Raw genomic sequence first — 25331 nt, 5'->3', positions numbered from 1 at the left:
CCCCGGAGGAGTTTATTATGGGTATCAGCCCCTGGACCTTGCTGATTGTTTTGCTGATCGTGCTGCTGGTGTTCGGCACCAAGAAGCTGCGCAACATGGGCACCGACATGGGCGGTGCCATCAAGGGCTTCAAGGACGCCATGAAGGAGGGCGAGGAAGGCGCCAAGGAGGGGGAGAAGTCCGAACCCTCCAAGCTGGAGCAGCCGCCGGAGGAGGAAAAGGAATCCGGCGAGGGCCACACCATCGAGGGTGAGCGTAGCGAGCAGCCCCGCGATCGTCACTCCTCCTGAACCGACGCCGCTGAGCGAGGACGCCGCCCATGTTTGACCTTGGTTTCTGGGAGGTCCTCATCATCATGCTCATCGGCCTGCTGATCCTCGGACCGGAGCGGATGGCGCGGGCCGTGCGCATGGCCGGGCTCTACATGGGCAAGGCCCGCGCGGCCTTCAACGCGGCGAAGTCGGAGGTGGAGCGCGAATTGCAGGTCGAGGAGATGCGCAAGGCCACCGAGTCGGTGCGCAAGGATGTGGACAAGGTGCGCAAGGACGTGGAGAAGAACGCCCGACGCTTCGAGGCGGAGGCCGATGGCGTCGGCAAGACCTTCCGCGACGTCGGCCGGCAGGCGGATGATGCGGCGAAGGGAGCAGCCTCCGGGGCCGGGGGCGATGACGCCCGCTCAGCGGGCGCCGGCGACCCGTCCGGCCTGACCGACCAGCGGGGCAGCGACCAGCCGCCGGCCGGCGGCGGGCGGACGGCTGCGGGTGAGCGCGGTGAGCCAGCCGAGGCCGCGCCGGCGCAGCAGAGCGAGGACACGGCCCGCAAAGGGCAGGGCGGTGGTGGTGAGGAGAAGCGTCAGTGAGTGACCGTTCCCCGGACCGGGATCGCGACGACCAGCAACGGGATTCCAACCAGGAGGCCTTGGAGGACCAGCCGCTGCTGAGCCACCTGCTGGAGTTGCGCAGCCGACTGTTCCGCGCGGTGGTGGTGATCCTGGTCGCCTTTCTGGCGCTCTATCCCTTTGCCGACGAGATCTACCAGTTTGTCTCCGGACCGCTGCGGGCGGTGCTGCCGGAGGGCACCTCGATGATCGCCATCAAGGTGGCCTCGCCCTTCCTGATCCCGATGAAGCTGGCCCTGGTGGCGGCCATCTTCCTCACCATCCCCTATACCCTCTACCAGGCCTGGGCCTTTGTGGCCCCCGGCCTCTACCGGCATGAGCGCCGCCTGGTGGGGCCGCTGGTGGTGGCCAGCACCTTCCTGTTCTACGGGGGTGCGGCGTTTGCCTACTTTGTGGTGTTTCCGCTGGCCTTTTCCTTCTTCGCGGCCACAACCCCCGAAGGGGTGTCGATGATGACGGATATCAGCGAATATCTGTCCTTCGTGCTTACCCTCTTTTTTGCCTTTGGTGTGGCGTTCCAGGTGCCGGTGGCCACCATCCTGATGGTGCGCACCGGGGCCACCACGCGGGAGGCGCTGGCAGCCAAGCGGCCCTATGTTATCGTCGGGGCCTTCGTCCTGGGCATGCTGTTGACCCCGCCGGACGTGATCTCGCAAGTGCTGCTGGCGGTCCCCGTCTACCTGCTTTACGAGTTGGGGATCCTCCTGGCGCGGCGGACTGCAACCCCCGAGGAGCGGGTGGACTAGCGGTCTGGCGGTTGCTGCACTGCGGCAGCACCTTGCGCGAACGGGCCCTTACGGGTTATTTTATAGCGCATAACAACAGCGTTCTGGCAGCCGCCGGCAGTCGTTGCCGATGCGGCCTACAATTAATTTAAATGTTGTCCGGCAGCGCTCATCCTGGCGGTTTTCCGCCAAGGCCGGCGTGGCCGGAACACATCATTGCCAGAACATAATCCGGATGGGTAAACGAGGAGAAGAACGTGGCGCCCGCGACAGACCGGCGCCCACGTCTGGAGGCATCCGCACCCGAGATGCAGCAAGAGACCGCCACACCGACGCCGTTTCCCCCTCCCCACGGGGCTACCCCCCAGGGTCTTTGTCCCCTGCTGGCCTGGGTCATCGCCCGTTCCCTGCCCTGCGATGTGCCGCGGGAGAGGGCGTGATCATGGAGGCGGGGGTGGTCGCGTCGCCAATGTGCCTGTCTCGCCGTGCCCCTGTCCGGTTCCCTTCGGTTCTTGATTTTCTCTCAGGTTCGCCGACCCTTGCGGTACGTCCCGGCTACGGGCGCGCGCGAGGGGAGCGTGCGACCTGTCCACCCGCAATCGCCCGAATCAGGCAGGTGAGCTAACCGATGAACGGTCTTTTCCAGAGGCTACAGCAGACGTCCTATCTCAATGGGGTCAACAGCACCTTCATTGAGGACATGTACGAGGAGTACCTGCGCGATCCCAACGGCATCGATCCCGAGTGGCGCGGTTATTTTCGCGCGCTGGCCGATGGTGGCGCCCAGGATGTCCCCCACAGTCCGATCCGCGAGGAGTTCGCGCGCCTGGCGCGCACACCCGGCACCACCCGGGTGGCGACCCCGGCGCTCACGCCGGATGCCGCCGAGAAGCAGGGGGCCGTGCTGCGGCTGATCAATGCCTATCGTTTCCGCGGTCACCAGCTCGCCGACGTGGACCCGCTCAACCTGCGCCCGAAACCCGACGTCCCCGATCTGGATCCGGCCCACCATGGGCTGACCGAGGCGGACATGGACGAGGAGTTCAACACCGGCTCCCTGTTCGCCCAGGATCGCATGCCGCTGCGCCGGATCATCGAACTGCTGCAGCAGGTGTACGCCGGCCCCATCGGCTCGGAGTACATGCACATCACCGATACCGATCAGAAGCGCTGGATCCAGGAGCGGTTGGAGGCCAATCGGGCGCAGGCCGACCTGCCGGCCGAGCGCCGCAAGGGCATCCTGGAACGGCTTACCGCTGCGGAGGGGATCGAGAAATACCTCCACTCCAAGTATGTGGGCCAGAAGCGCTTCTCGCTGGAGGGCGGTGAGTCGCTCATCCCGATGCTGGACGACCTGATCCAGGACGCCGGCAGGCAGGGGGTTCGCGAGGTGGTTCTGGGCATGGCCCACCGCGGCCGCCTGAACGTGCTGATCAATATCATGGGCAAATCGCCCAAGGACCTGTTCGCCGAGTTCGAAGGCAAGAAGCCGTCGGAGATCAATGGCTCCGGCGATGTGAAATACCACATGGGCTTTTCCAGCGACATCCAGACCCCGGGCGGGGCACTGCATGTGGCCATGGCCTTCAACCCCTCTCACCTGGAGATCGTCAACCCCGTGGTGGAGGGCTCGGCCCGGGCGCGGATGCATCGCCGTCGCGATCACGTGGGGGCCGAAGTCCTGCCGGTGCTGATCCACGGCGATGCCGCCTTCGCCGGGCAGGGTGTGGTCATGGAGACCTTCCAGCTCTCCCAGGCGCGCGGTTTCTACACCGGCGGCACCGTGCACATTGTCATCAACAACCAGATCGGCTTCACCACCTCCAACCCGCTGGACACCCGCTCCACGGTCTACTGCACCGAGGTGGCGAAGATGATCCAGGCGCCGATCTTCCATGTGAACGGCGACGACCCGGACGCGGTGGCCTTCGTCACCCAGCTGGCCCTGGACTACCGCCAAGCCTTCAATCGCGACGTGGTCATCGACATGGTCTGTTTCCGGCGGCACGGCCACAATGAGGCGGATGAGCCCTCAGCCACCCAGCCGGTGATGTACCAGAAGATCAAGCAGCACCCGACCACCCGGCAGCTCTATGCCGAGCGCCTGGAGGGCGAGGGGGTGCTTTCCGCCGATGAGGCCAAGGACTACACCCAGGCCTACCGCGACAAGCTGGACGCCGGAGAGGTGGTGGCGCGCGGCCTTCTCAGCGGGGTGCGCAACGACTATGCCGTGGACTGGAGCCCCTACATCGGCACCCAGTGGCACGAGGCGGTGGACACCTCGCTACCGCTGGACGACTTGCGGGAGCTTCAGGGGCTGCTGGAGAAGCTCCCCGAGGGCTTCCAGCTCAACAACCGTGTCGGCGCCATCATGGAGAATCGGCGCAAGATGGCTGCCGGGGCGCTGCCCCTGGACTGGGGCTTTGCGGAGACCATGGCCTATGCCAGCCTGCTGCGTGACGGCCACAAGGTCCGGCTGGTGGGGCAGGACTCCGGTCGGGGGACCTTCTTCCACCGTCACGCCGTGTTGCACAACGCCAAGGATGGGTCCAGCTTCATCCCGCTGAAGGACGTGACCACCGACCCGAACGATTTTGTGGTCATCGACTCGCTGCTCTCCGAAGAGGCGGTGATGGGCTTCGAGTACGGCTACGCCACCGCCGATCCCAACACCATGGTGATCTGGGAGGGGCAGTTTGGTGACTTCGCCAACGGTGCACAGGTGGTGATCGACCAGTTCATCAGCTCCGGTGAGTCCAAGTGGGGGCGCCTGTGCGGGCTCACCCTCTACCTGCCGCACGGCTACGAGGGCCAGGGGCCCGAGCACTCCTCGGCGCGCCTGGAGCGTTACCTGCAGCTGTGTGCCGAGCACAACATGCAGGTGGTGGTGCCCTCTACCCCGGCGCAGTTCTTCCACATGATCCGGCGCCAGATGATACGCCCCTACCGCAAGCCGCTGGTGGTCATGACGCCGAAGAGTCTGCTGCGCCACAAGCTCTCCACCTCCTCGCTGGAGGACCTCTCCGAGGGGCAATTCCAGCCGGTGATCGATGATCCGGACGGCGTCACGGCCAGCAAGGTAAAACGGGTCGTCCTCTGTAGCGGGAAGGTCTTCTATGACCTGCTGGACGCCCGCCGCAAGGCCGAGCGCGACGATGTCGCCATCGTGCGCGTGGAGCAGCTCTACCCCTTCCCGGAGGATGCCCTGGCCGGCCTGCTGCGTGACCGCTACGGCAAGGCCAAGGAGGTGGTCTGGTGTCAGGAGGAGCCCAAGAACCAGGGTGCGTGGTATTCCAGCAACCACCACTTCCGCGCCTGCATGAAGGGCACCCAGTCCCTGGGCTACGCGGGCCGCACGGCCTCCGCCTCGCCGGCGGTGGGTTCGGCGAAGGTCCACCACGAGCAGCAGCGCGGGCTCGTGGATCAGGCGCTCAACCAGCCCCTGAGTCCGTAATCCGACCGTTTACCGGGCGGCCTCGTTGGTCGCCCGACCTGTTTCACCCGAACAAGCAGACACTAAAAAAAGTCTGAAGCGAGGAGTCGATGAGCATCGAAGTCAAAGTGCCGCCGTTGCCGGAGTCCGTTTCTGAAGCCACTGTGGTCGCCTGGCACAAGCAGCCGGGCGACGCTGTGTCCCGGGACGAGAACCTGGTGGACCTGGAGACCGACAAGGTCGTGCTCGAGGTGCCCGCCCCGGCCGATGGCGTGATGGGGGAGCGGTTCAAGAACGAAGGGGACACCGTCACCGCCGACGAGGTGCTGGGCAAGCTGGAGGAAGGGGCGGCCCCCGCCAAGGCTGAGTCCAAGCCGGCTGAAGCGGCCCCGGCGCCCAAGCAGGAGGCTGCCTCCGCCCCCGCGCCGAAGCCCGCCGAGGCGCCGGCGGCTGCCAGCGCCCCGGCCGAGGACCTGGCTGACCTGCCGCCGGCTGCCCGGCGCCTGGTCGAGGAGAACAACCTGGACCCGAAGCAGATCCCCGGCACCGGTCGGGCGGGCCGCATCACCAAGGAGGACGTGGTCCGCTTCATGAAGGGCGAGACCCAGCCGGTCCAGCAGCCCGCTGCGGGGCAGCCGGCTGCCGCGGCCGCCCCGCAGGTCTCCGCCGATGCCGCCGACCGGCCGGAGAAGCGGGTGCCCATGACCCGGCTGCGCCAGCGGATCGCCGAGCGCCTGGTCGAGGCCCAGCAGACCGCCGCCATGCTCACCACCTTTAATGAGGTGAACATGCAGCCGGTGATGAACACCCGGGGGCAGTATAAGGACAAGTTTGAGAAGACCCACGGCATCAAGCTGGGCTTCATGTCCTTCTTTGTGAAGGCCGCGGTCGAGGCCCTCCAGCGCTTCCCCGCCGTCAATGCCTCCATTGACGGCAAGGACATCATGTACCACGGCTATTACGATGTGGGCATCGCCGTCTCCTCGCCCCGTGGCCTGGTGGTGCCGGTGCTGCGTGACGCCGACCAGATGAGCTTTGCCGAGATCGAGGCCAAGATCGCCGAATTTGGCCAGAAGGCGCGCGAGGGCAAGCTCTCCATGGAGGAGTTGACCGGTGGCACCTTCACCATCACCAACGGCGGCATCTTCGGCTCGCTGCTCTCCACCCCCATTCTCAATCCGCCGCAGAGCGGCATCCTGGGTATGCACAAGATCCAGGAGCGGCCCATGGCCGAGAATGGGCAGGTGGTGATCCGGCCGATGATGTACCTCGCCCACTCCTACGATCACCGGATCATCGACGGCCGCGAGGCGGTGCAGTTCCTGGTGACCATCAAGGAGTGCCTGGAGGATCCGACCCGGCTGTTGCTGGAAGTCTGAGCCCTGCGGTTTGAACGCCTTTAGCCATCAATGGAGAGGACAACATGGCGAATAGTTACGACGTGATCGTCATCGGTGCCGGTCCCGCCGGCTACGTGGCGGCCATCCGCTGCGCTCAGCTCGGGATGACCACCGCTGTGATCGACGAATTCCGCTACAAGGACGGCAAGCCGCAGCCGGGGGGGACCTGCCTGAACGTGGGTTGTATCCCGTCCAAGGCCCTGCTCGATTCCTCCGAGCACTATCATAAGGCGAAGGACGGTGGATTGTCGGTCCATGGCATCACCGCCAAGGACGTCAGCATCGACGTCAAGAAGATGATCGCCCGCAAGGACAAGGTGGTGAAGGACCTGACCGGCGGTATCCATCAGCTGCTCAAGGCCAACAAGATCGACTTCAAGACCGGCCACGGCAAGTTGATCTCCAACAGCACCGTGGAGTTCACCCCCCACGAGGGCAAGGCCGAGGAGCTGAAGGGCGAGTACATCATCCTGGCCACCGGCTCCAAGCCTATCGACATCGGCGCCGCCCCGGCGGACGAAAAGGACATCCTCACCTCCAACGGAGCGCTGGACATGGAGGCCGTGCCCAAACGCCTGGGCGTGATCGGCGCCGGCGTCATCGGCCTGGAGATGGGCTCGGTCTGGAACCGTCTGGGCTCCAAGGTGGTGCTGCTGGAGGCGCAGGACGAGTTCCTGGCGCCGGTGGATCGCCAGGTTGCGCGCATGGCCCACAAGGCCTTCACCGACCAGGGCCTGGACATCCGCCTGGGTTGCCGCGTCACCGACACCAAGGTGGGCAAGCAGGTCTCTGTCCACTACGAGGACAAGGACGGCAAGCACACCCTGCAGGTGGACAAGCTGATTGTCTCGGTGGGCCGCCGGCCCAACACCGACGGGTTGGCGGCCGACGACGTCGACCTGCTGCTGGACGAGCGCGGCTTTGTGCACGTGGACGACGAGTGCCGGACCAATCTGCCCAACGTCTATGCCGTGGGTGACGTGGTGCGTGGCCCGATGTTGGCCCACAAGGGCTCCGAAGAGGGGGTGATGGTGGCCGAGTTGATCGCCGGCCACCCCGGGCATCTCAACTACGACACCATCCCCTGGGTCATCTACACCCATCCGGAGATCGCCTGGGTGGGCAAGACCGAGGCCCAGCTCAAGAGCGAGGGGGTGCCCTACAAGTCGGGCACCTTCAACTTCGCCGCCAACGGCCGTGCCCGTGCCATGGAGGAGTCCACCGGCATGGTCAAGATCATCTCCCATGCCGAGACCGATCGCATCCTCGGGGTGCACATGGTCGGGGCGGCCACCTCGGAGCTGATCGCCGAGGCGGTGGTGGCCATGGAGTTTGCCGGCTCTGCTGAGGACCTGGCGCGCATCTGCCATGCCCACCCGACGCTGTCGGAGTCGGTGCACGAAGCGGCGCTGGCGGTGTCGAAACAGGCCATTCACAAGGCCAACTGAGCCGCGGGCGGGCGCCTGCGGTGATCGGTCACCGCAGGGGTTGCCCCGGTGGTGTTGAAAGCCCCGGGCCGGGTTACGGCACCGGGGCTTTTTTCTGTGCGCTGGAAAGGGTGAAAAGAAAGGATTTCCAATCCAGCCGTTGTGCCAGTATTAAGCCCATCAATGCCGTTGTTGCCAAGGCTGCTCGCGGTCCTGTTATTCCCCTGAATTCAGTCTCTATCCTCATGATTTAACAGCGATTTGGGAAACGGCATTCGCGCAGGGTAGACTTGTAGCCCATTCAGCGGGAGGTGTCCCATGTCCACATTCCGAGCCTGGCGTGTTCACGAGAATGACGGGCGCATTGAAGGCGGCATTGAATCGCTGCCACTGCCCGCGCCTGAGGAGGGAGAGGTGGTGATCCGCGCCGAGTGGTCGGGCATCAACTACAAGGATGCCCTGGGTGCCACCGGCCGCGGCAAGATCCTCCGTCGTCTCCCGCTCACCGCCGGCATCGACGTGGCCGGTACCGTGGAAGAGAGCCGGCATCCCGATTGGCAGCCGGGCCAGCGGGTGCTGGTCAATGGCTGCGGCCTGGGCGAGAACCACGACGGCGGCTTCGCCGAATACGTCTGCGTGCCCGGGCACTGGGTGGTGGCCCTGCCGGAGGGGCTGAGCACCCGCGAGGCGATGATTCTGGGCACCGCCGGCTTCACTGCCGCCCTGGCCCTGACCCGCATGGAGACGCTGGGCCAGACGCCGGAGCAGGGCCCGGTAGTGGTCACCGGCGCCAGCGGCGGGGTGGGCAATTTCGCCGTCCAGTGCTTGAATCGCGCCGGTTACACCGTGCATGCCGTGAGCGGAAAGCCCGAGGCGGCCGAGTGGTTGCAGGGGCTGGGGGCCAGTGAGGTCAGCACCCCGGAGACGTTGGCCTTGGGCAGCCGGCCGCTGGAAAAGGCCCGCTGGGCCGGCGCCATCGACGCGGTGGGCGGCGAGCTGTTGGCCGGCGTCTGTCGCCACGTGGGCCTGTACGGCAACGTGGCGGCCATCGGGCTGGCGGGCGGTGCGGAGCTCCACACCACGGTGATGCCGCACATCCTGCGCGGCGTGAGCCTGCTCGGCATCAGCTCCGCCAACTGTCCGCAGGCACTCCGGCGGCAGGTGTGGGCCCGGTTGGGCGACGATCTGCGCCCGTCGCGCCTGGATGAAGTGGTGGACCGGGTCCTGCCCCTGGACCGGCTGGCTGGCGGGTTTGACGACCTGCTTGAGCGCCGGGTCCGTGGCCGGATCCTGGTGGAACTGTAACAAACGAACGGGGCCGGTCCGCGGTCCCGGCCCAGTGCACTGACGTGCCAGGAGGAAATACCATGAGCATGACAACCCCCGGCGCGCGCTTCCGCGCCGCCCTGGAGGCCAACCGGCCGTTGCCGATCGTCGGCACCATCAACGCCTATACCGCTATGATGGCGGAGCGGGTGGGGCACCAGGCGATCTACCTCTCCGGTGGCGGGGTGGCCAATGCCTCCTACGGCCTGCCGGATCTGGGGATCACCACCATGAACGATGTGGTGGAGGACGCCCACCGTATCTGCGGGGCCACGGACCTGCCGCTGCTGGTCGATATCGACACCGGTTGGGGTGGGGCCTTCAATATCGAGCGCACGGTCAAGGAGATGCAGCGGGCCGGGGTGGCTGCTGTGCACCTGGAGGATCAGGTGGCGCAGAAGCGCTGCGGGCACCGGCCAAACAAGGCCATCGTCTCCCAGCAGGAGATGGTGGACCGGATCAAGGCGGCCGCCGACGCCCGTATCGACCCCGACTTTTACCTGATCGCCCGTACCGATGCCTTTCAGATGGAGGGGCTGGACGCCGCTATCGAGCGGGCCGCGGCCTGTATCGAGGCCGGTGCCGACGCCATCTTCGCCGAGGCGGTGCACACCCTGGACGACTATCGCGCCTTCTGCGAGCGGGTGGATGCACCGATCCTGGCGAACATCACCGAGTTCGGGGCCACCCCGTTGTTCAGTCAGCAGGAGCTGGCCGAGGTGGGCTGCCGGATGGTGCTCTATCCGCTGTCGGCCTTCCGCGCGATGAATGCCGCGGCCCTGAAGGTCTATCAGGATATTCACGAGAAGGGCCACCAGCGGGATGTGGTGGAGCTGATGCAGACCCGCGATGAGCTCTACGACTTCCTGAACTACCACGACTTCGAGCAGAAGTTGGACGCGCTGTTCGAGCAGGACAAATAAGGCGCGCTGGGGCTTGCGGCGGGGCGCCGGCCTTCGGACGGCCGGGATTCCCGTCGCGGGGACGCTGCGAGTACGTCCCTGTAAGCTCGTCGCCGGCCGTCCATGGCCGGCGACGCCCCGCGACGGGAATCCCGGCCGCCCGAAGGCCGGCTCCGGGGCTGCTTTACCCGCTTTCACAATTGTCAAACCGCACGAGGGAGAGACCTATGAGCGATAAGAAACTGGGCGGTGCCGGCCTGCGCGGCCAGTCCGCTGGCCAGACCGCGCTGTGTACCGTGGGCAAGGGCTCCGGCCTGACCTACCGCGGCTACGATGTCCGCGAACTGGCCGAAGGCGCCACCTTCGAAGAGGTGGCCTACCTGCTGTTGAAGGGTGATCTGCCCACCAAGGCGGAGCTTGCGGCTTACACCGAGAAACTGAAGGGCATGCGCGATCTGCCCGATGCGCTGAAGGCCGTGCTCGAGCAGATCCCGGCCGACGCCCACCCCATGGACGTAATGCGCACCGGCGCCTCCATGCTGGGTAACCTGGAGACCGAGCAGAGCTTCGATGAGCAGCAGGAGGCCACCGACCGCCTGCTGGCCGTGCTGCCCGGGATCATCACCTACTGGTACCGCTACAGCCACGACGGCGTGCGCATCGACACGGCCACCGACGATGACTCCATCGGTGCGCATTTCCTGCACCTGCTGCGGGACGAGAAGCCCAACAGCCTGCACGAGAAGGTGATGCACGCCTCGCTGATCCTCTATGCGGAGCACGAGTTCAACGCCTCCACCTTCACCGCCCGGGTCTGCGCCTCCACCCTGTCCGACATCCACTCCTGCGTCACCGGCGCCATCGGCTCCCTGCGCGGCCCGCTGCATGGCGGCGCCAACGAGGCGGCCATGGCCATGATCGAGCAGTGGAACAGCCCGGACGAGGCCGAGCGCGAGCTCAAGGGCATGCTCGAGCGCAAGGAGAAGGTGATGGGCTTCGGCCACGCCATCTACCGCGTCTCCGACCCTCGCAACGAGATCATCAAGGCCTGGTCCAAGAAGCTGGCCGACGAGGTGGGCGACACCGTGCTCTACCCGGTCTCCGAGCGGGTGGAGCAGGTGATGTGGGACGAGAAGAAGCTCTTCCCCAACGCCGATTTCTACCACGCCTCCGCCTACCACTTCATGGGCATCCCCACCAAGCTGTTCACCCCCATCTTCGTGATGTCGCGGGTCACCGGCTGGTGTGCCCACGTTTTCGAGCAGCGGGCCAACAACCGCATCATCCGCCCGAGCGCGGACTACACCGGCCCCGAGGAGCGGCCCTTCACCCCCATCGATCAACGGGGCTGAAGGAGGCCTACTGGTGGTGCCCCTCAGGAAGTGCCCGTTTCGGGCCTCGCTGAGACTGGAGGGGGCACCCCGGCTGGCCGAGCTGTGGGTTCGACGGATTCGGTGGAAGACCGTAGGCGACAGGGATGTCGCCTTCGAGCCTACAGGGATGTATTCACGGCGTGTCTTCCAGCGAATCCGTCGAACCCACAGCCCCGACTCCTAACGCCTGGTGTGGGTACAGACAGAGACCAAAAGCCTCCCGGAACGACGGGATGGCAACGAGGGCGACCGGCCGACACGCAACCGTGTGCAAGGCCGAAGAGTCACCCCGTCACCCGACCCTGAAACACCGACTCGACGGAAAGCAGACGCCATGAACACGAAATACCGTAAAAACCTGCCCGGCACCGATCTCGATTATTTCGACGTGCGCGCCGCCGTCGAGGACATCCAGCCGGGCGCCTACGACAAACTGCCCTTCACCTCCCGCGTGCTGGCCGAAAACCTGGTCCGCCGCTGCGAGCCCGAACGGCTCACCGATTCGCTGAAGCAGATCATCGAGCGCAAGCGCGACCTGGACTTCCCCTGGTACCCGGCGCGGGTGGTCTGCCACGACATCCTCGGCCAGACCGCCTTCGTCGACCTGGCCGGCCTGCGCGACGCCATCGCCGAACGGGGCGGTGACCCGGCCAAGGTCAACCCGGTGGTGCCCACCCAGCTCATTGTCGACCACTCCCTGGCGGTGGAGCACGCCGGCTTCGAGAAGGACGCCTTCGAGAAGAACCGCGCCATCGAGGAGCGCCGCAACGAGGACCGCTTCCACTTCATCAACTGGACCAAGAAGGCGTTCGAGAACGTGGACGTCATCCCCCCGGGCAACGGCATCATGCACCAGATCAACCTGGAGCGGATGTCCCCCGTGGTGCACAGCGTGGACGGGGTGGCCTTCCCCGACACCCTGGTGGGGACCGACAGCCACACCCCCCACGTGGACGCCCTGGGTGTGATCGCCATCGGCGTCGGCGGCCTGGAGGCGGAGAGCGTCATGCTGGGCCGGCCCAGCTACATGCGCCTGCCCGACATCATCGGCGTGGAGCTCACCGGCAAGCCGGCACCGGGCATCACCTGCACCGACATCGTACTGGCCCTCACCGAGTTCCTGCGCAAAGAGCGGGTGGTCTCCGCCTACCTGGAGTTCTACGGCGAGGGGGCCGAGGCCCTGAGCGTGGGCGACCGCGCCACCATCTCCAACATGACCCCGGAATTCGGCGCCACCGCCGCCATGTTCCACATCGACCAGCAGACCCTGGACTACCTGACCCTCACCGGCCGCGAGCCGGAGCAGGTGGACCTGGTGGAGAAGTACGCCAGGACCGCCGGCCTCTGGGGCGATGACCTGAAGGGCGCCGAGTACGAGCGGGTGCTGACCTTCGACCTGTCCACCGTGGTGCGTAACATGGCCGGCCCCTCCAACCCCCACAAGCGGGTGGCCACCACTGATCTTGCCAAGGCTGGCATCGCCGGTGAGGTGGAGCAGCGGGACGACGGCCTGATGCCCGATGGAGCGGTAATCATTGCCGCCATCACCAGCTGCACCAACACCAGCAACCCGCGCAATGTCATCGCCGCCGGCCTGCTGGCCCAGAAGGCCAACGAACTGGGCATGACCCGCAAGCCCTGGGTGAAGACCTCCCTGGCCCCCGGCTCCAAGGCGGTGCAGTACTACCTGGAGGACGCCGGCCTGCTGCCCGAGTTGGAAAAACTCGGCTTCGGCATCGTGGCCTTCGCCTGCACCACCTGCAACGGCATGAGCGGCGCCCTGGACCCGAAGATCCAGCAGGAGATCATCGACCGGGACCTCTACTCCACCGCCGTGCTCTCCGGCAACCGCAACTTCGACGGCCGCATCCACCCCTACGCCAAGCAGGCCTTCCTGGCCTCGCCGGCCCTGGTGGTGGCCTACGCCATCGCCGGCACCGTCCGCTTCGACATCGAGAAGGACGCCCTGGGCACCGACAAGGATGGCAACCCGGTCACCCTGAAGGACCTCTGGCCCTCCGATGAGGAGATCGACCGCATCGTGGCCGAGCACGTGAAGCCGGACCACTTCCGCAAGGTCTACATCCCCATGTTCGAGAAGAAGGTGGAGAAGGCCGAGCAGGTGAGCCCGCTCTACGACTGGCGGCCCCAGAGCACCTACATCCGCCGGCCCCCCTACTGGGAGGGCGCCCTGGCCGCCGAGCGCACCCTCAAGGGCATGCGGCCGCTGGCGATCCTGCCGGACAACATCACCACCGACCACCTCTCCCCCTCCAACGCCATCATGCCGGACAGCGCCGCCGGGGAGTACCTGGCCAAGATGGGCCTGCCGGAGGAGGACTTCAACTCCTACGCCACCCACCGGGGCGACCACCTGACCGCCCAGCGGGCCACCCTGGCCAACCCCAAGCTGTTCAACGAGATGGTGCGGGACGAGAACGGCGAGGTGAAGCAGGGCTCCCTGGCCCGGCTGGAGCCGGAGGGCAAGGTGATGCGCATGTGGGACGTGATCGAGACCTACATGGAGCGCAAGCAGCCGTTGATCATCGTTGCCGGCGCCGACTACGGTCAGGGCTCCTCCCGGGACTGGGCCGCCAAGGGCGTACGCCTGGCCGGGGTGGAGGCCATCGTGGCCGAGGGCTTCGAGCGCATCCACCGCACCAACCTGGTGGGTATGGGCGTGCTGCCACTGCAGTTCCAGGAAGGTACCACGCGCAAGACCCTGGGCCTGGACGGCACCGAGACCTATGACGTGGAGGGCGATCTGGCCCCCGGCGCCACCGTCACCCTGATCGTCAATCGCCGGGACGGCGGCCGCGAGGAAGTCCCGGTGATCTGCCGGCTGGATACCGCCGAGGAGGTCTCCATCTACGAGGCCGGCGGTGTGCTCCAGCGCTTCGCTCAGGACTTCCTGGAGGCGGAGGCCGAGGAGCAGCAGGGCCGCCGCGCCTGAGCGCTGCCTCGTTGGGCTCTCCCGCACCCGGCAGCGGTGCGGGAGAGTGCCGCGTCCGCCATCCCATTCACCGGCGCCCCGCCTACGGACGGGGCGCTCATGCATCAGGACGAGACAGGCCCATGGCACACACCCCACAAATCCGCATCCCCGCCACCTACATGCGCGGCGGTACCAGCAAGGGCGTCTTTTTCCGCCTGGATGATCTGCCCGAGGCGGCCCAGCAGCCGGGCGAGGCCCGGGACAAACTGCTGCTCCGGGTCATCGGCAGCCCCGACCCCTACGGCAAGCACACCGACGGCATGGGCGGGGCCACCTCCAGCACCAGCAAGACGGTGATCCTCTCCAGGAGCGACAGCCCCGACCACGACGTGGACTACCTCTTCGGCCAGGTGGCCATCGACAAGCCCTTCGTGGACTGGAGCGGCAACTGCGGCAACCTCTCCGCCGCCGTCGGCCCCTTCGCGGTCAGCAACGGCCTGGTGGACCCGGCCCGCATCCCCGAGAACGGCGAGGTGGCCGTGCGCATCTGGCAGGCCAACATCGGGAAGACCATCGTCGCCCGGGTGCCCATCACCAACGGCCAGGTGCAGGAGACCGGCGACTTCGAACTGGACGGGGTCACCTTCCCCGCCGCCGAGGTGCCGGTGGCCTTCATGGACCCAGCGGACGGGGGCGGCGCCATCTTCCCCACCGGCAACCGGGTGGACGACCTGAAGGTGCCCGGGGTGGGGACGCTGAAGGCCACCCTCATCAACGCCGGCATCCCCACGGTCTTCGTTAACGCGGACGAGATCGGCTACACCGGCACCGAGCTGCAGGAGGCCATCAACGGCGACCCCAAGGCGCTGGAGATGTTCGAGACCATCCGCGCCCACGGGGCGGTGAAGATGGGGCTCATCACTGACCCGGCCGAGGCGGCCGACCGCCAGCACACGCCGAAGGTGGCCTTCGTGGCCCCGCCGGCCAGCTACACCGCCTCCAGCGGCAAGGCCGTGCAAGCGGAGGACATCGACCTGCTGGTGCGCGCCCTCTCCATGGGCAAGCTCCACCACGCCATGATGGGCACCGCCGCCGTGGCCATCGGCACCGCCGCCGCCATCCCCGGCACCCTGGTTAACGAGGCGGCCGGTGGCGGCGATCGCAACTCGGTCCACTTCGGCCACCCCTCCGGCACCCTGCGGGTCGGTGCGGAGGCCACCCAGGAAAACGGCGAGTGGACGGTGAAGCAGGCGATCATGAGCCGTAGCGCGCGGGTGCTCATGGAAGGCTGGGTCCGGGTACCCGGCGATAGCTTCTAAGCACCCATAGCTTGTCTTTTTTTTCGGTCGGCTTTCGGATGGGTGGGTGTTCCGGCTCGGGATTTGCCGGTAGGGATACGCCGTAAATACTTGCAAGCTACGCAGTCCTGCTCCGCTTGCAAGTCCAGCCCGTCCATCCCTGGCCGGGCGTTCGCCGCAATGCGGCTCACCCCTAGGCTCGTAGGCGGCCTCCCTGCCGCCTACGAGCCCTACCGGAGCCCCAAGCCGGAGCACCAGCGCGGCATCTGATCGCGCGTTGACCCAAGGAAATGCCAAGGAATCCCCGAACCCATCATTGCGAGCGGGGCCCCACCCCCACCGTCACTGCGAGGAGGCGAAGCCGACGTGGCAGTCTACCGCTCTGGATCGCCACGGGCCTTCGGCCCTCGCGATGACGGGGAAAAAGCCTTCGGCCCTCGCGATGACGGGGGTGCCGCCTACGAGCCTACAGGGATGTATTCACGGCGAGTCCACAACCCAACCCCACTCCCCGGCCGCCCCCCCCCCTGTCCGAAGCCCCATCAACACCCCCCACACACAGTCCGGACTTAATACCTACACTGGAGAGAGAAAAACCAAACCAGGCATGAAAGCCGACCGCCGAAGGGAGGAAGACCCATGAGCGCCACCGATCGGGGTATCAAGTCCACCAAGCGTCCCAAACCGGACAAAGAGCTGGTCGACATCGCCAAGTACGTCGCCAAGAAGGAGATCAAATCCGACGAGGCCTACGAGACCGCCCGCTACTGCCTGATGGACACCCTGGCCTGCGGCATGCTGGCCCTGCAATACCCCGCCTGCACCAAGCTGCTCGGCCCCGTGGTCCCCGGGGCGCAGATGGCCGACGGCGCCCGGGTGCCCGGCACCCCCTACCAGCTCGACCCCGTCCAGGCCGCCTTCAACATCGGCGCCATGGTCCGCTGGCTCGACTTCAACGACACTTGGCTCGCCGCCGAGTGGGGCCACCCCTCCGACAACCTGGGGGGCATCCTCGCCGTGGCCGACTACCTCAGCCGCCAGCGGCTGGCCCAGGGCAAGAAACCCCTGACCATGAAGGACGTGCTCACCGCCATGATCAAGGCCCACGAGATCCAGGGGGTGCTCGCGCTGGAGAACTCCTTCAACCGGGTGGGGCTGGACCACGTCATGCTGGTGCGCATCGCCACCACCGCCGTCGCCACCGACATGCTGGGCGGCAGCCAGGACGACATCACCAACGCCCTCTCCCACGCCTTCATCGACGGCTCCGCGCTGCGCACCTACCGCCACGCCCCCAACACCGGCTCCCGCAAGAGCTGGGCCGCGGGCGATGCCAGTGCCCGCGGCGTGCGCCTGGCGCTGATCGCCATGACCGGCGAGATGGGCTATCCCACCGCCCTGTCCGCCGACTTCTGGGGCTTCAACGACGTGCTCTTCAAGGGCAACAAGCTGGAGATCAACCAGGCCTACGACAGCTACGTGATGGAGAATATCCTGTTCAAGATCTCCTTCCCCGCCGAATTCCACGCCCAGACCGCCGTGGAGGCCGCCATGACCCTGCACGAGCAGGTGCGTGACCGGCTCGACGAGGTGGAGAAGGTGGTCATCGAGACCCAGGAGGCCGGGGTGCGGATCATCGACAAGGAGGGCCCGCTGGACAACCCCGCCGACCGCGACCACTGCATCCAGTACATGGTCGCCGTGCCGCTGATCCACGGCCGGCTCACCGCCGACGACTACGAGGACGCCGTCGCCGCCGACCCGCGTATCGACGCCCTGCGCGAAAAGATGGAGGTGGTGGAGCACAAGCCCTTCTCCAAGGACTACCTGGACCCGAAGAAGCGCTCCATTGGCAATGCCGTGCAGCTCTTCTTCAAGGACGGGAGCAAGACCGACCGGGTCGCGGTGGAGTACCCGATCGGCCACCGCCGCCGGCGCAAGGAGGGTATCCCGGTGCTGGTGGATAAGTTCGAGAAGGCCCTGGCCACCCGCTTCGCCCCGCGGCGCGCCGAGGCCATTCGCAAGGCCTGTGACAAGCAGAAGGGGCTGGAGCGCATGGCGGTCAACGAGTTCATGGCGCTCTGGACCCTCTGACCCGCCCATAAAAAACGCCGGCCCCCGAATGGGGGCCGGCGTCTGTTACCGGCGGCTGTGACAGCCGCCCGCAGCGTCGTCCTTACTTGGACTGACCACCGGCCTTGGCCGCGGCCTGGACGCTCTTCTGGGTCAGGGCCTGGGCCTCTTCGGCGTACTTGCGGTTCAGGCTGACCACCTTCTCGGCGTCGGCCTTCACGCGCTCGCCGAGCTCGCGGGCCACGTCCTGTTGGCTTTCGATGTAGCTCTGCACATCCTGCGGCGCCTTGATGTCCAGCGCGGCGCGGATCTGCTTGAAGCCCAGGTCGGCGTAGCTCTTGGAGAGCTCGACCTGGTTGCTCACCAGGGCCTCCAGGTGGTTGACGCTCAGCTCGGCGAAGCTGCGGGCCGGGCCGCTCACCAGCTGCTCAATCTGCTTGTTCATCTGCTCAATCGTCGGGTTCATCATGGCAACACCTCATTGCGTTTGTATTTGCGACAAGGTGTGGAGCCCTTCTCCAACCTTGTTGCGATGCAGCATAACAGCGGATTTGGTGCAGTGCAACAATTATTTTCAGATCCGGCCCGAACGGTGCGGCGGTGACCCGACAGCTGTCGGCGGCGGGATGTGCTTTACTGGTGGGAGTGACGGATTCTCCCCGGTTGTCCGGGAGTTATGGCATGTGGAAGGTGTCGGCGGGGCTGCTGCTGATGATCATCTCTTTCGGGGCCCTGAGCGATCCCCAGGGTGAGGCGGACAGGGTGGTGACCCTGCCCGAGCCCAAGCGCGCCGGGCCCATGGCCCTGGAGCAGGCGCTGGAGACGCGGCGTTCCGTGCGCCGCTACGCCGAGGAGGTGCCGGATCTGAACGCGATCGCCCAGCTGGCCTGGGCCGCCCAGGGGGTGAGCGACCTGGGCCGGGGGTTGCGGACCGCGCCATCGGCCGGGGCCACCTATCCGATGGAGGTGGACCTGCTGGTGCGCCGGGCCCGTGGCCTGTCGCCCGGGGTCTGGCGCTATCGACCTGATGAGCATGTGCTGGTGCGTCGGCTGGACGCCGCGCCGGGTGAGGCGGTGGTGCAGGCGAGCCTGGGGCAGGCAGCGGTGGCCCGGGCCCCGCTGGTGGTGGCCTTGTCGGCGGTGGAGGCGCGCACCGCGCACCGCTACGGCGAGCGGGCGGCGCGCTACGTGCACATGGAGGCCGGTCACGTGGCGCAGAACATCTACCTGCAGGCCACCGCCCTGGGTTTGGGTACGGTGGCGATCGGCGCCTTCGACGATGAGGCGCTGGCTCGGGCGCTGGAACTCGGGCCGGGGGAGCGGCCCCTCTACCTGCTGCCGATCGGTTACCGCCGGTGACCCGGGCGCGCCGGCCGTGCGAAAGGCAGTGTGCGGTCAGGGGGTGGGGGTATCGGAGGCGGGGGCGCCGTCGCGCAGCATGTAGTGGATCGCTGCCCAGTCGTAGAGGGCGTGGACCAGGCAGACCACCAGGAGGTTGCCGGTCAGCTCGTAGATCACCCCCAGGTAGATGCCGAAGCCCACCGCGAAGACAAAATAAGTCCAGGACAGGAAATGCAGCAGGCCGAAGACCACCGCTGCCGCCAGCACCCCCGTCCAGGGCCCGGCCAGCTCCGTCAGCCAGCCCTGCAGGACGCCACGGAACAGCAGCTCCTCGCCGAAGCCGGCCAGCAGTGAGATCAGCAGCACCGGTCCCCGGCCGCGCCCGCGGAACAGGGCGTTGATCATCGGTCGCACCAGGGCATCCAGGTCCTCAAACCAGGCCACCCGCGCCCGCGACAGCCCCCAGAGCCCCAGCAGCGGGGGGAGGGTGGCGACCACCGCCAGCAGCACCGCATCCAGATTGGCGTCCATGGCCGTCCAGGGGCGAACGCCGAGCAGGAAGGCCAGGCCGATGGCCAGCGGGAAGAGGAGCCCCTGAAAGACGATGGCCGCGATCAGCGGGTCGGTGACCGGTGTCTTTCCGTTCGACAATGTTGGCACCCCGCGATGGTTGGGACTGAGCCGATGGGTCGGCAGTGACCGCCGTCGGGCCACGGACGGTAACAGATTGTACCCCGCCACGCGCGCTGCCCGGGCGGCAACCGAGCGGTACCCTGCGTTGAATCAACCGGGGGGCGTTCCTATGCTTGCTTTAACCGGGATCAAAACGGCCCGGTGGTCTTTCGATCAGCGGCCTATAGGAGCGCCGTATGTCCTCCGCCTCGCAGCCGCCCCCCGGGCAGGGGGTCTTAGCCCCCCGCCTGCAGGATTACGACCGGACCCGCGCCGCGTTCAGTTGGGCGCAGGCCCGCCGGGAGATCACCGATCTCGGGGGCGGCCGGCTCAATATCGCCTACGAGGCGCTGGACCGCCACCTGGACGGCCCGGGTGCGGACCGCACCGCCATCCGCTTCCTCCCCCGCGACGGGGGCAACCCGCTGGATATCACCTACCGGGCGCTCAACGCCCGCGCCAACCAATTCGCCAACCTGCTGGCGGAGCGGGGCCTGCAGCCGGGCGACCGGGTGTACTGTCTCGCCCACCGGATCCCTGACCTCTACGCCGCGGCCCTGGGCACGCTCAAGCACGGGTGTGTTTTCACGCCGCTGTTCTCCGCCTTCGGCCCCGAGCCCATCCGCTCCCGGGTGGAGATCGGCGAGCCGGCGGCGGTGGTGACCACCGAGCGGCTCTACCGCCGCAAGATGGCTGACTGGGTCGCGGAGACCCCCTGTCTGCAGCATGTGCTGCTGATCGGGGATGTGGATGAGGCGCCGGAGGGGACGGTGGACGCCGCCCGGGCCATGGACGCCCTGTCCCCCGAATACACCACCCGCCCGATGGACCCGGAAGCGATGGCGCTGCTCCATTTCACCAGCGGCACCACCGGCCGGCCCAAGGGCGCCGTCCACGTGCATGAGGCCGTGGTGCTGCACCGGGTCACCGCCGAGCAGGCGCTGGACCTGCAGCCGGGGGATATCTACTGGAGCACTGCGGACCCGGGCTGGGTGGCGGGGATGTCCTACGGCATCATCGGGCCCTTCGCCGCCGGTGTCACTCTGGTGGTGGACGAGGCCGAGTTCGACGCCGAACGCTGGTACCGCATCCTGGATGAGCAGCGGGTCAACGTCTGGTACACCGCGCCCACCGCCATCCGCATGCTCATGAAGTGCGGGCCGGAGCTGCCCGCCCGGCACGATCTCTCGGCGCTGCGGTTCATCGCCAGTGTCGGCGAGCCGCTCAACCCCGAGGCCGTTCATTGGAGCCGGGAGATCCTGGGGCTGCCCTTCCACGACAACTGGTGGCAGACCGAGACCGGCGGCATCATGATCGCCAATTTCCGCTGCCTGCCCATCAAGCCCGGCTCAATGGGCCGCCCGGTGCCCGGGGTCGAGGCCGCCGTGATCCGGCGCGATGACGAGGGGGGCATCGAGTTGATCGACGCCGCGGATGAGACCGGTGAGCTGGCCCTGCGTAAGGGCTGGCCCGCCATGTTCCGCGGCTATCTGCACGAGGAGGCGCGCTACCGCAAGGCCTTTTCCGGCGACTGGTACCTGACCGGCGATCTGGTCCGGCGGGACGCCGACGGTTACTACTGGTTCATCGGCCGGGGCGACGATGTCATCAAGACCTCGGGCCACCTGATTGGCCCCTTCGAGGTGGAGAGCGTGCTGATGGAGCATCCGGCGGTGGCCGAAGTGGGGGTGATCGGCGTTCCGGATGAGGTGACCGGCGAGCGGATCAAGGCCTTCGTCGCCCTCAAACCCGGCCATGCCCCTGACGACGAACTGCGCCGTGCACTGATGGCCCTGGCCCGCAAGCGCCTGGGGGCGGCGGTGGCGCCGCGGGAGATCGCCTTCGCCGATCAGCTGCCCCGGACCCGCAGCGGCAAGATCATGCGGCGGTTGTTGCGGGCCCGGGAGTTGGGCCTGCCGGAGGGGGATCTCTCGACCCTGGAGGGGGGCGCCAATGACGACTGACAGCGAAGGCAAGCCGAGGCTGTCGCGCACGCACCTGCTGGCCCTGCTCCGTCAGATGCTGCGCATGCGCCGGTTCGAGGAGCGCTGCGTCGAACTCTACACCCAGGAGAAGATCCGTGGCTTCCTCCACGTCTACATCGGCGAGGAGGCGGTCGGGGCCGGCGCCATGTTCGGTCTCGACCCGAACGACGGCGTGGTGGCCACCTACCGCGAGCACGGCCACGCCCTGCTCAATCGCATCGCCATGAACCCGGTGATGGCGGAGATGTACGGCAAGGCGGCCGGATGCAGCCTGGGGCGGGGCGGGTCGATGCACCTGTTCGACGCCGAACACCGATTTTACGGCGGCAACGCCATTGTCGGCGGCGGCTTGCCGTTGGCCGTGGGGCTGGCGCTGGCCGACAAGCTGGCGGGTCGCCAGCGGGTGACCGCCTGTTTCTTCGGCGACGGCGCCGTGGCCGAGGGGGTGTTCCACGAGTCGCTCAACCTGGCCGCCCTCTGGCAGCTCCCGGTCTTTTTCGTCTGCGAGAACAACCAGTACGCCATGGGGACGGCCCTGCACCTCGCCCACGCCCAGACCGAGCTGTACCGCAAGGCGGAGGCCCTGGGCGTCCCCGCCGAGCGGGTGGACGGCATGGATGTGGTGGCGGTGGAGGCCGCCAGCGGCCGGGCCCTGGCCTCCGTGCGTGCCGGCGAGGGGCCGCGCTTCCTGGAGTGCGAGACCTACCGCTTCCGGGCCCACTCCATGTTCGACCCGCAGCTCTACCGTGACAAGGCGGAGGTGGAGGCGTGGCAGGCCCGCGACCCGATCCGGCGGCTCAGTGATTGGATGAGCCGCTCCGGGGCGCTGCACGAGGGGGAGTTGGAGGCCATGGACGGGGAAATCGGTGAGGAGATTGACGCCGCCGTGGCCTTCGCCGAGCAGGCCGAATGGGAGTCCCCGGATACCCTGCTGGATCACGTCTGCGCACCGGTGTCGGAGGCGCCCCCTCCGCCCCCCGATGTGGCGACCGAGCCGGAGCGGCTGAGCTTCCGCGAGGCCTTCCGGCGTGGCTTGATCGAGGCCCTGACCCATGAGCCGCGCAGCTTCATGATGGGGGAGGACATCGGTCACTACGGGGGCTGCTACGCCGTCTCCCGCGGGTTGCTGGAGCAGTTTGGGCCGGAGCGGATGCGCGACACCCCGCTCTCGGAGAACGGCTTCACCGGCGCCGGGGTCGGCGCGGCCCTGGGCGGCGCCCGGCCCATCGTCGAGATCATGACGGTGAACTTCAGCCTGCTGGCGCTGGACCAGATCGTCAATAACGCCGCCACGCTGCTGCACATGTCCGGCGGCCAGTTCCCCGTCCCCCTGGTGATCCGCATGGCCACCGGCGCCGGCCGGCAGGTGGCTGCCCAGCACTCCCACAGCCTGGAGAACTGGTACGCCCACGTGCCCGGGCTCAAGGTGCTGGCGCCGGGCACCCTGGAGGACGCCCGGCACATGCTTTGGGCGGCGCTGCATGACCCCAACCCGGTGGTGATCTTCGAGCACGTCCTGCTCTACAACCAGGAGGGCGAGCTGACCCCCTGCCCGCAGGGGGTGGATATCCGCCAGGCCGCCATCCGCCGGCCGGGCCAGCACCTGACCCTGATCACCTACGGCGGCAGTCTGGGTAAGACCCTGGAGGCGGCCGAGGCGCTGGCAGAGGAGGGTATCGAGGCCGAAGTGCTGGATCTGCGGGTGTTGCGCCCGCTGGATACGGAGGCCCTGGTGGCATCGGTTACCCGCACCCAGCGGGCGGTGATTGTGGACGAGGGGTGGAAGACCGGCAGCCTGGCTGCGGAGATCAGCGCCATCCTGGCGGAACAGGCCCTGTGGTACCTGGACGCCCCCATCGCCCGGGTCTGCTCGGCCGAGATCCCGATCCCCTACGCACGCCACCTGGAGACGGCAGCCCTGCCCCAGGTGGAGGACATCGTCGGGGCCGCCCGACAGGTCATGGAGGGGGCGGAATGAGCGATTTTCTCATGCCCTCCCTGGGCGCCGACATGGCGTCCGGGGAACTGGTGGAGTGGCGGGTGCGGCCGGGCGACCGGGTGGAGAAGGGCCAGGTCATCGCGGTGGTGGAGACCAACAAGGGCGCCATCGAGGTGGAGGTGTTTGAGTCGGGGGTGGTCGAGGCGCTCTACGAAGAACCGGGCACCCGGCTGCCGGTGGGGGCACCGATGGCTCGGATCGGCGATGGCCGTGGCCTGGAAGCGGGCGAGGGGAGCCCCAAGCCGGAACCCAAGCCGGAACCCAAGCCGAAGCCCGAGCCGAAGCCCAAGCCGAAGCCCAAGCCGAAGCCCAAGCCGAAGCCCAAGCCGAAGCCCGAGCCGGAGCCGGAGCCGGAGCCGGAGCCGGAGCCGGAGCCCGAGCCCGAGCCGGAGCCGGAGCCGGAGCCGGAACCGGCTGTGTCGGGGCCGGAACCCCCGGCCGGCACGCCAGGCCGGGCGCCGGTGCGGCTCTCCCCCGCCGCCCGCCGCCGTGCCCGGGAGCTCGGCGTGGACCCGGCCGGGTTGCGGGGCAGTGGGCCGGGGGGCGCGGTGCTGGCCGGTGACGTGGAACACGCCGCCGGTGCCCGGCCTGCCGCGGCCCCGGCGGAGCCCCCTCCGACACGCCCGGCCGGGTTCGATCGTGACGAGATGCGGCGGGCCATCGCCGCGGCCATGACCCGTTCCAAGCGGGAGATCCCCCACTACTACCTGAACACCACCGTGGACCTGAAGGCGGCCCACGACTGGCTGACCGCCTACAACCGCGAGCGCCCGCCGGAATCGCGGCTGGTGATGGCCGCGCTGTTTGCCAAGGCCGCAGCGCGGGCCCTGCGCAAGTACCCGGACCTCAACGGCCACTACCATGAGCAGGGCTTCCAGCCCGCGGACTCGGTGCACCTGGGCGTGGCCATCCACCTGCGTGGCGGCGGGTTGATCGCGCCGGCGCTGCTGGACGCGGACCGGCTCAATGTCCCTGACCTCATGGTCCGCCTGCGCGACCTCATCGACCGGGCCCGGGGCGGCGGCCTGCGCAGCTCGGAGGTCACGGCCCCGACGGCCACCATCACCGCCCTGGGGGAGCGCGGCGTGGACACCGTCTACGGCGTCATCCATCCGCCCCAGGTGGCCATGATCGGCTTCGGCCGTGTGCGCCGGCGGCCGGTGGTGGTGGGGGATGGGCTGGCCGCCAGGCCGGCGGTGGATGTCTCGCTGGCGGCGGATCACCGGGTCTGCGACGGCCATCTGGGCGCCCGCTTCCTTAACCGGATCGAACAAGACCTGCAGCAGCCGGAGGCCCTGTGAAGCAAGAAGACCTGCGCCGCACCATTCTCGAGGAGCTGGCCCGCATCGCCCCCGATGTCGATGTGGCGGCGGTGGACGATCAGGCGTCCCTGCGTGACGAGTACGACCTGGACTCGGTGGATGCGCTCAATCTGCTGACCGCGCTGCACAAGCGGCTGGGGGTGGACATCCCGGAGGCCGACTACGGCCGGCTGCACAGCCTGCAGGACCTGCTCGACTACCTGGGGCCACGGCTCGGCTGAA

General features: G+C 67.6%; 19 protein-coding genes. 17 read left to right on the top strand and 2 right to left on the bottom strand.

Features of this window, described 5'->3' with window-relative positions; genetic code table 11:
- Window positions 1-17 precede the first annotated feature (17 nt).
- The 12 genes from tatA (at window position 18) to MLG_RS13150 (ending at window position 17811) form a co-directional block, all read left to right on the top strand.
- Entirely contained in the window at window positions 18-290 is a 273-nt protein-coding gene (tatA, locus tag MLG_RS13205; protein WP_011630345.1) for a Sec-independent protein translocase subunit TatA, read from the top strand.
- Window positions 291-319: 29 nt separating this feature from the next.
- Complete coding sequence (gene tatB / locus MLG_RS14960) at window positions 320-859, top strand: Sec-independent protein translocase protein TatB (protein ID WP_011630344.1); 540 nt, start codon at window positions 320-322, stop codon at window positions 857-859.
- The gene (gene tatC / locus MLG_RS13195; protein ID WP_011630343.1) at window positions 856-1644 is read left to right on the top strand and encodes a twin-arginine translocase subunit TatC; all 789 of its coding nucleotides are present in this window, start codon (window positions 856-858) and stop codon (window positions 1642-1644) included. Before tatB ends, tatC begins: the two co-directional genes overlap by 4 nt.
- A 607-nt stretch (window positions 1645-2251) precedes the next feature.
- Window positions 2252-5077 (top strand): 2-oxoglutarate dehydrogenase E1 component, encoded by a 2826-nt coding sequence (locus MLG_RS13190; RefSeq protein ID WP_011630342.1) that lies wholly within the window; start codon window positions 2252-2254, stop codon window positions 5075-5077.
- Between the two features lie 89 nt (window positions 5078-5166).
- Window positions 5167-6435 (top strand): 2-oxoglutarate dehydrogenase complex dihydrolipoyllysine-residue succinyltransferase, encoded by a 1269-nt coding sequence (gene odhB / locus MLG_RS13185; protein WP_011630341.1) that lies wholly within the window; start codon window positions 5167-5169, stop codon window positions 6433-6435.
- 44 nt (window positions 6436-6479) lie between these two features.
- Window positions 6480-7904, top strand: coding sequence for a dihydrolipoyl dehydrogenase (lpdA, locus tag MLG_RS13180; RefSeq protein ID WP_011630340.1), 1425 nt, complete (start codon window positions 6480-6482; stop codon window positions 7902-7904).
- A 297-nt stretch (window positions 7905-8201) separates the two neighbouring features.
- Entirely contained in the window at window positions 8202-9188 is a 987-nt protein-coding gene (locus tag MLG_RS13175; RefSeq protein WP_011630339.1) for a YhdH/YhfP family quinone oxidoreductase, read from the top strand.
- A 62-nt stretch (window positions 9189-9250) separates the two neighbouring features.
- Entirely contained in the window at window positions 9251-10132 is an 882-nt protein-coding gene (prpB, locus tag MLG_RS13170; RefSeq protein ID WP_011630338.1) for a methylisocitrate lyase, read from the top strand.
- Between the two features lie 206 nt (window positions 10133-10338).
- A complete protein-coding gene (gene prpC, locus MLG_RS13165) occupies window positions 10339-11463 on the top strand; it encodes a bifunctional 2-methylcitrate synthase/citrate synthase (RefSeq protein ID WP_011630337.1) in 1125 nt (374 codons plus the stop codon).
- Between the two features lie 355 nt (window positions 11464-11818).
- Window positions 11819-14437, top strand: a complete 2619-nt coding sequence (gene acnD, locus MLG_RS13160) for a Fe/S-dependent 2-methylisocitrate dehydratase AcnD (RefSeq protein ID WP_011630336.1) — start codon at window positions 11819-11821, stop codon at window positions 14435-14437.
- Window positions 14438-14559: 122 nt separating this feature from the next.
- Window positions 14560-15738, top strand: a complete 1179-nt coding sequence (prpF, locus tag MLG_RS13155; protein ID WP_011630335.1) for a 2-methylaconitate cis-trans isomerase PrpF — start codon at window positions 14560-14562, stop codon at window positions 15736-15738.
- A 618-nt stretch (window positions 15739-16356) separates the two neighbouring features.
- The gene (locus tag MLG_RS13150; RefSeq protein WP_011630334.1) at window positions 16357-17811 is read left to right on the top strand and encodes a bifunctional 2-methylcitrate dehydratase/aconitate hydratase; all 1455 of its coding nucleotides are present in this window, start codon (window positions 16357-16359) and stop codon (window positions 17809-17811) included.
- 82 nt (window positions 17812-17893) lie between these two features.
- Here the strand turns inward: MLG_RS13150 and MLG_RS13145 are convergent, their stop codons facing one another.
- On the bottom strand, window positions 17894-18259 hold the full coding sequence (locus MLG_RS13145; protein WP_011630333.1) for a phasin family protein: 366 nt from the start codon (window positions 18257-18259) through the stop codon (window positions 17894-17896).
- A 212-nt stretch (window positions 18260-18471) separates the two neighbouring features.
- Between MLG_RS13145 and MLG_RS13140 the strand changes: the two genes are divergently transcribed.
- Window positions 18472-19149 carry a SagB/ThcOx family dehydrogenase gene (locus MLG_RS13140; protein WP_011630332.1) on the top strand — a complete coding sequence of 226 codons (678 nt, stop codon included), beginning with the start codon at window positions 18472-18474 and terminating at the stop codon, window positions 19147-19149.
- A 36-nt stretch (window positions 19150-19185) separates the two neighbouring features.
- On the opposite strand, the gene MLG_RS13135 is transcribed toward MLG_RS13140, so the two are convergent.
- Entirely contained in the window at window positions 19186-19782 is a 597-nt protein-coding gene (locus MLG_RS13135; protein ID WP_011630331.1) for a CPBP family intramembrane glutamic endopeptidase, read from the bottom strand.
- Between the two features lie 218 nt (window positions 19783-20000).
- Here MLG_RS13135 and acsA point away from each other — a divergent pair, with 218 nt between their 5' ends.
- The 4 genes from acsA to MLG_RS13115 are packed head-to-tail and all read left to right on the top strand — an operon-like array spanning window position 20001 to window position 25330.
- Window positions 20001-21767, top strand: coding sequence for an acetate--CoA ligase (gene acsA, locus MLG_RS13130; RefSeq protein ID WP_011630330.1), 1767 nt, complete (start codon window positions 20001-20003; stop codon window positions 21765-21767).
- On the top strand, window positions 21757-23766 hold the full coding sequence (gene pdhA, locus MLG_RS13125) for a pyruvate dehydrogenase (acetyl-transferring) E1 component subunit alpha (RefSeq protein ID WP_011630329.1): 2010 nt from the start codon (window positions 21757-21759) through the stop codon (window positions 23764-23766). Before acsA ends, pdhA begins: the two co-directional genes overlap by 11 nt.
- Entirely contained in the window at window positions 23763-25088 is a 1326-nt protein-coding gene (locus MLG_RS13120) for a dihydrolipoamide acetyltransferase family protein (protein WP_011630328.1), read from the top strand. Before pdhA ends, MLG_RS13120 begins: the two co-directional genes overlap by 4 nt.
- Window positions 25085-25330 carry an acyl carrier protein gene (locus tag MLG_RS13115; protein WP_011630327.1) on the top strand — a complete coding sequence of 82 codons (246 nt, stop codon included), beginning with the start codon at window positions 25085-25087 and terminating at the stop codon, window positions 25328-25330. Before MLG_RS13120 ends, MLG_RS13115 begins: the two co-directional genes overlap by 4 nt.
- The last annotated feature ends 1 nt before the right edge of the window (window position 25331 follow it).

Source organism: Alkalilimnicola ehrlichii MLHE-1, from assembly GCF_000014785.1.
GTDB lineage: Bacteria > Pseudomonadota > Gammaproteobacteria > Nitrococcales > Halorhodospiraceae > Alkalilimnicola > Alkalilimnicola ehrlichii.
This window is presented reverse-complemented; position numbering and strand designations above follow the sequence as displayed.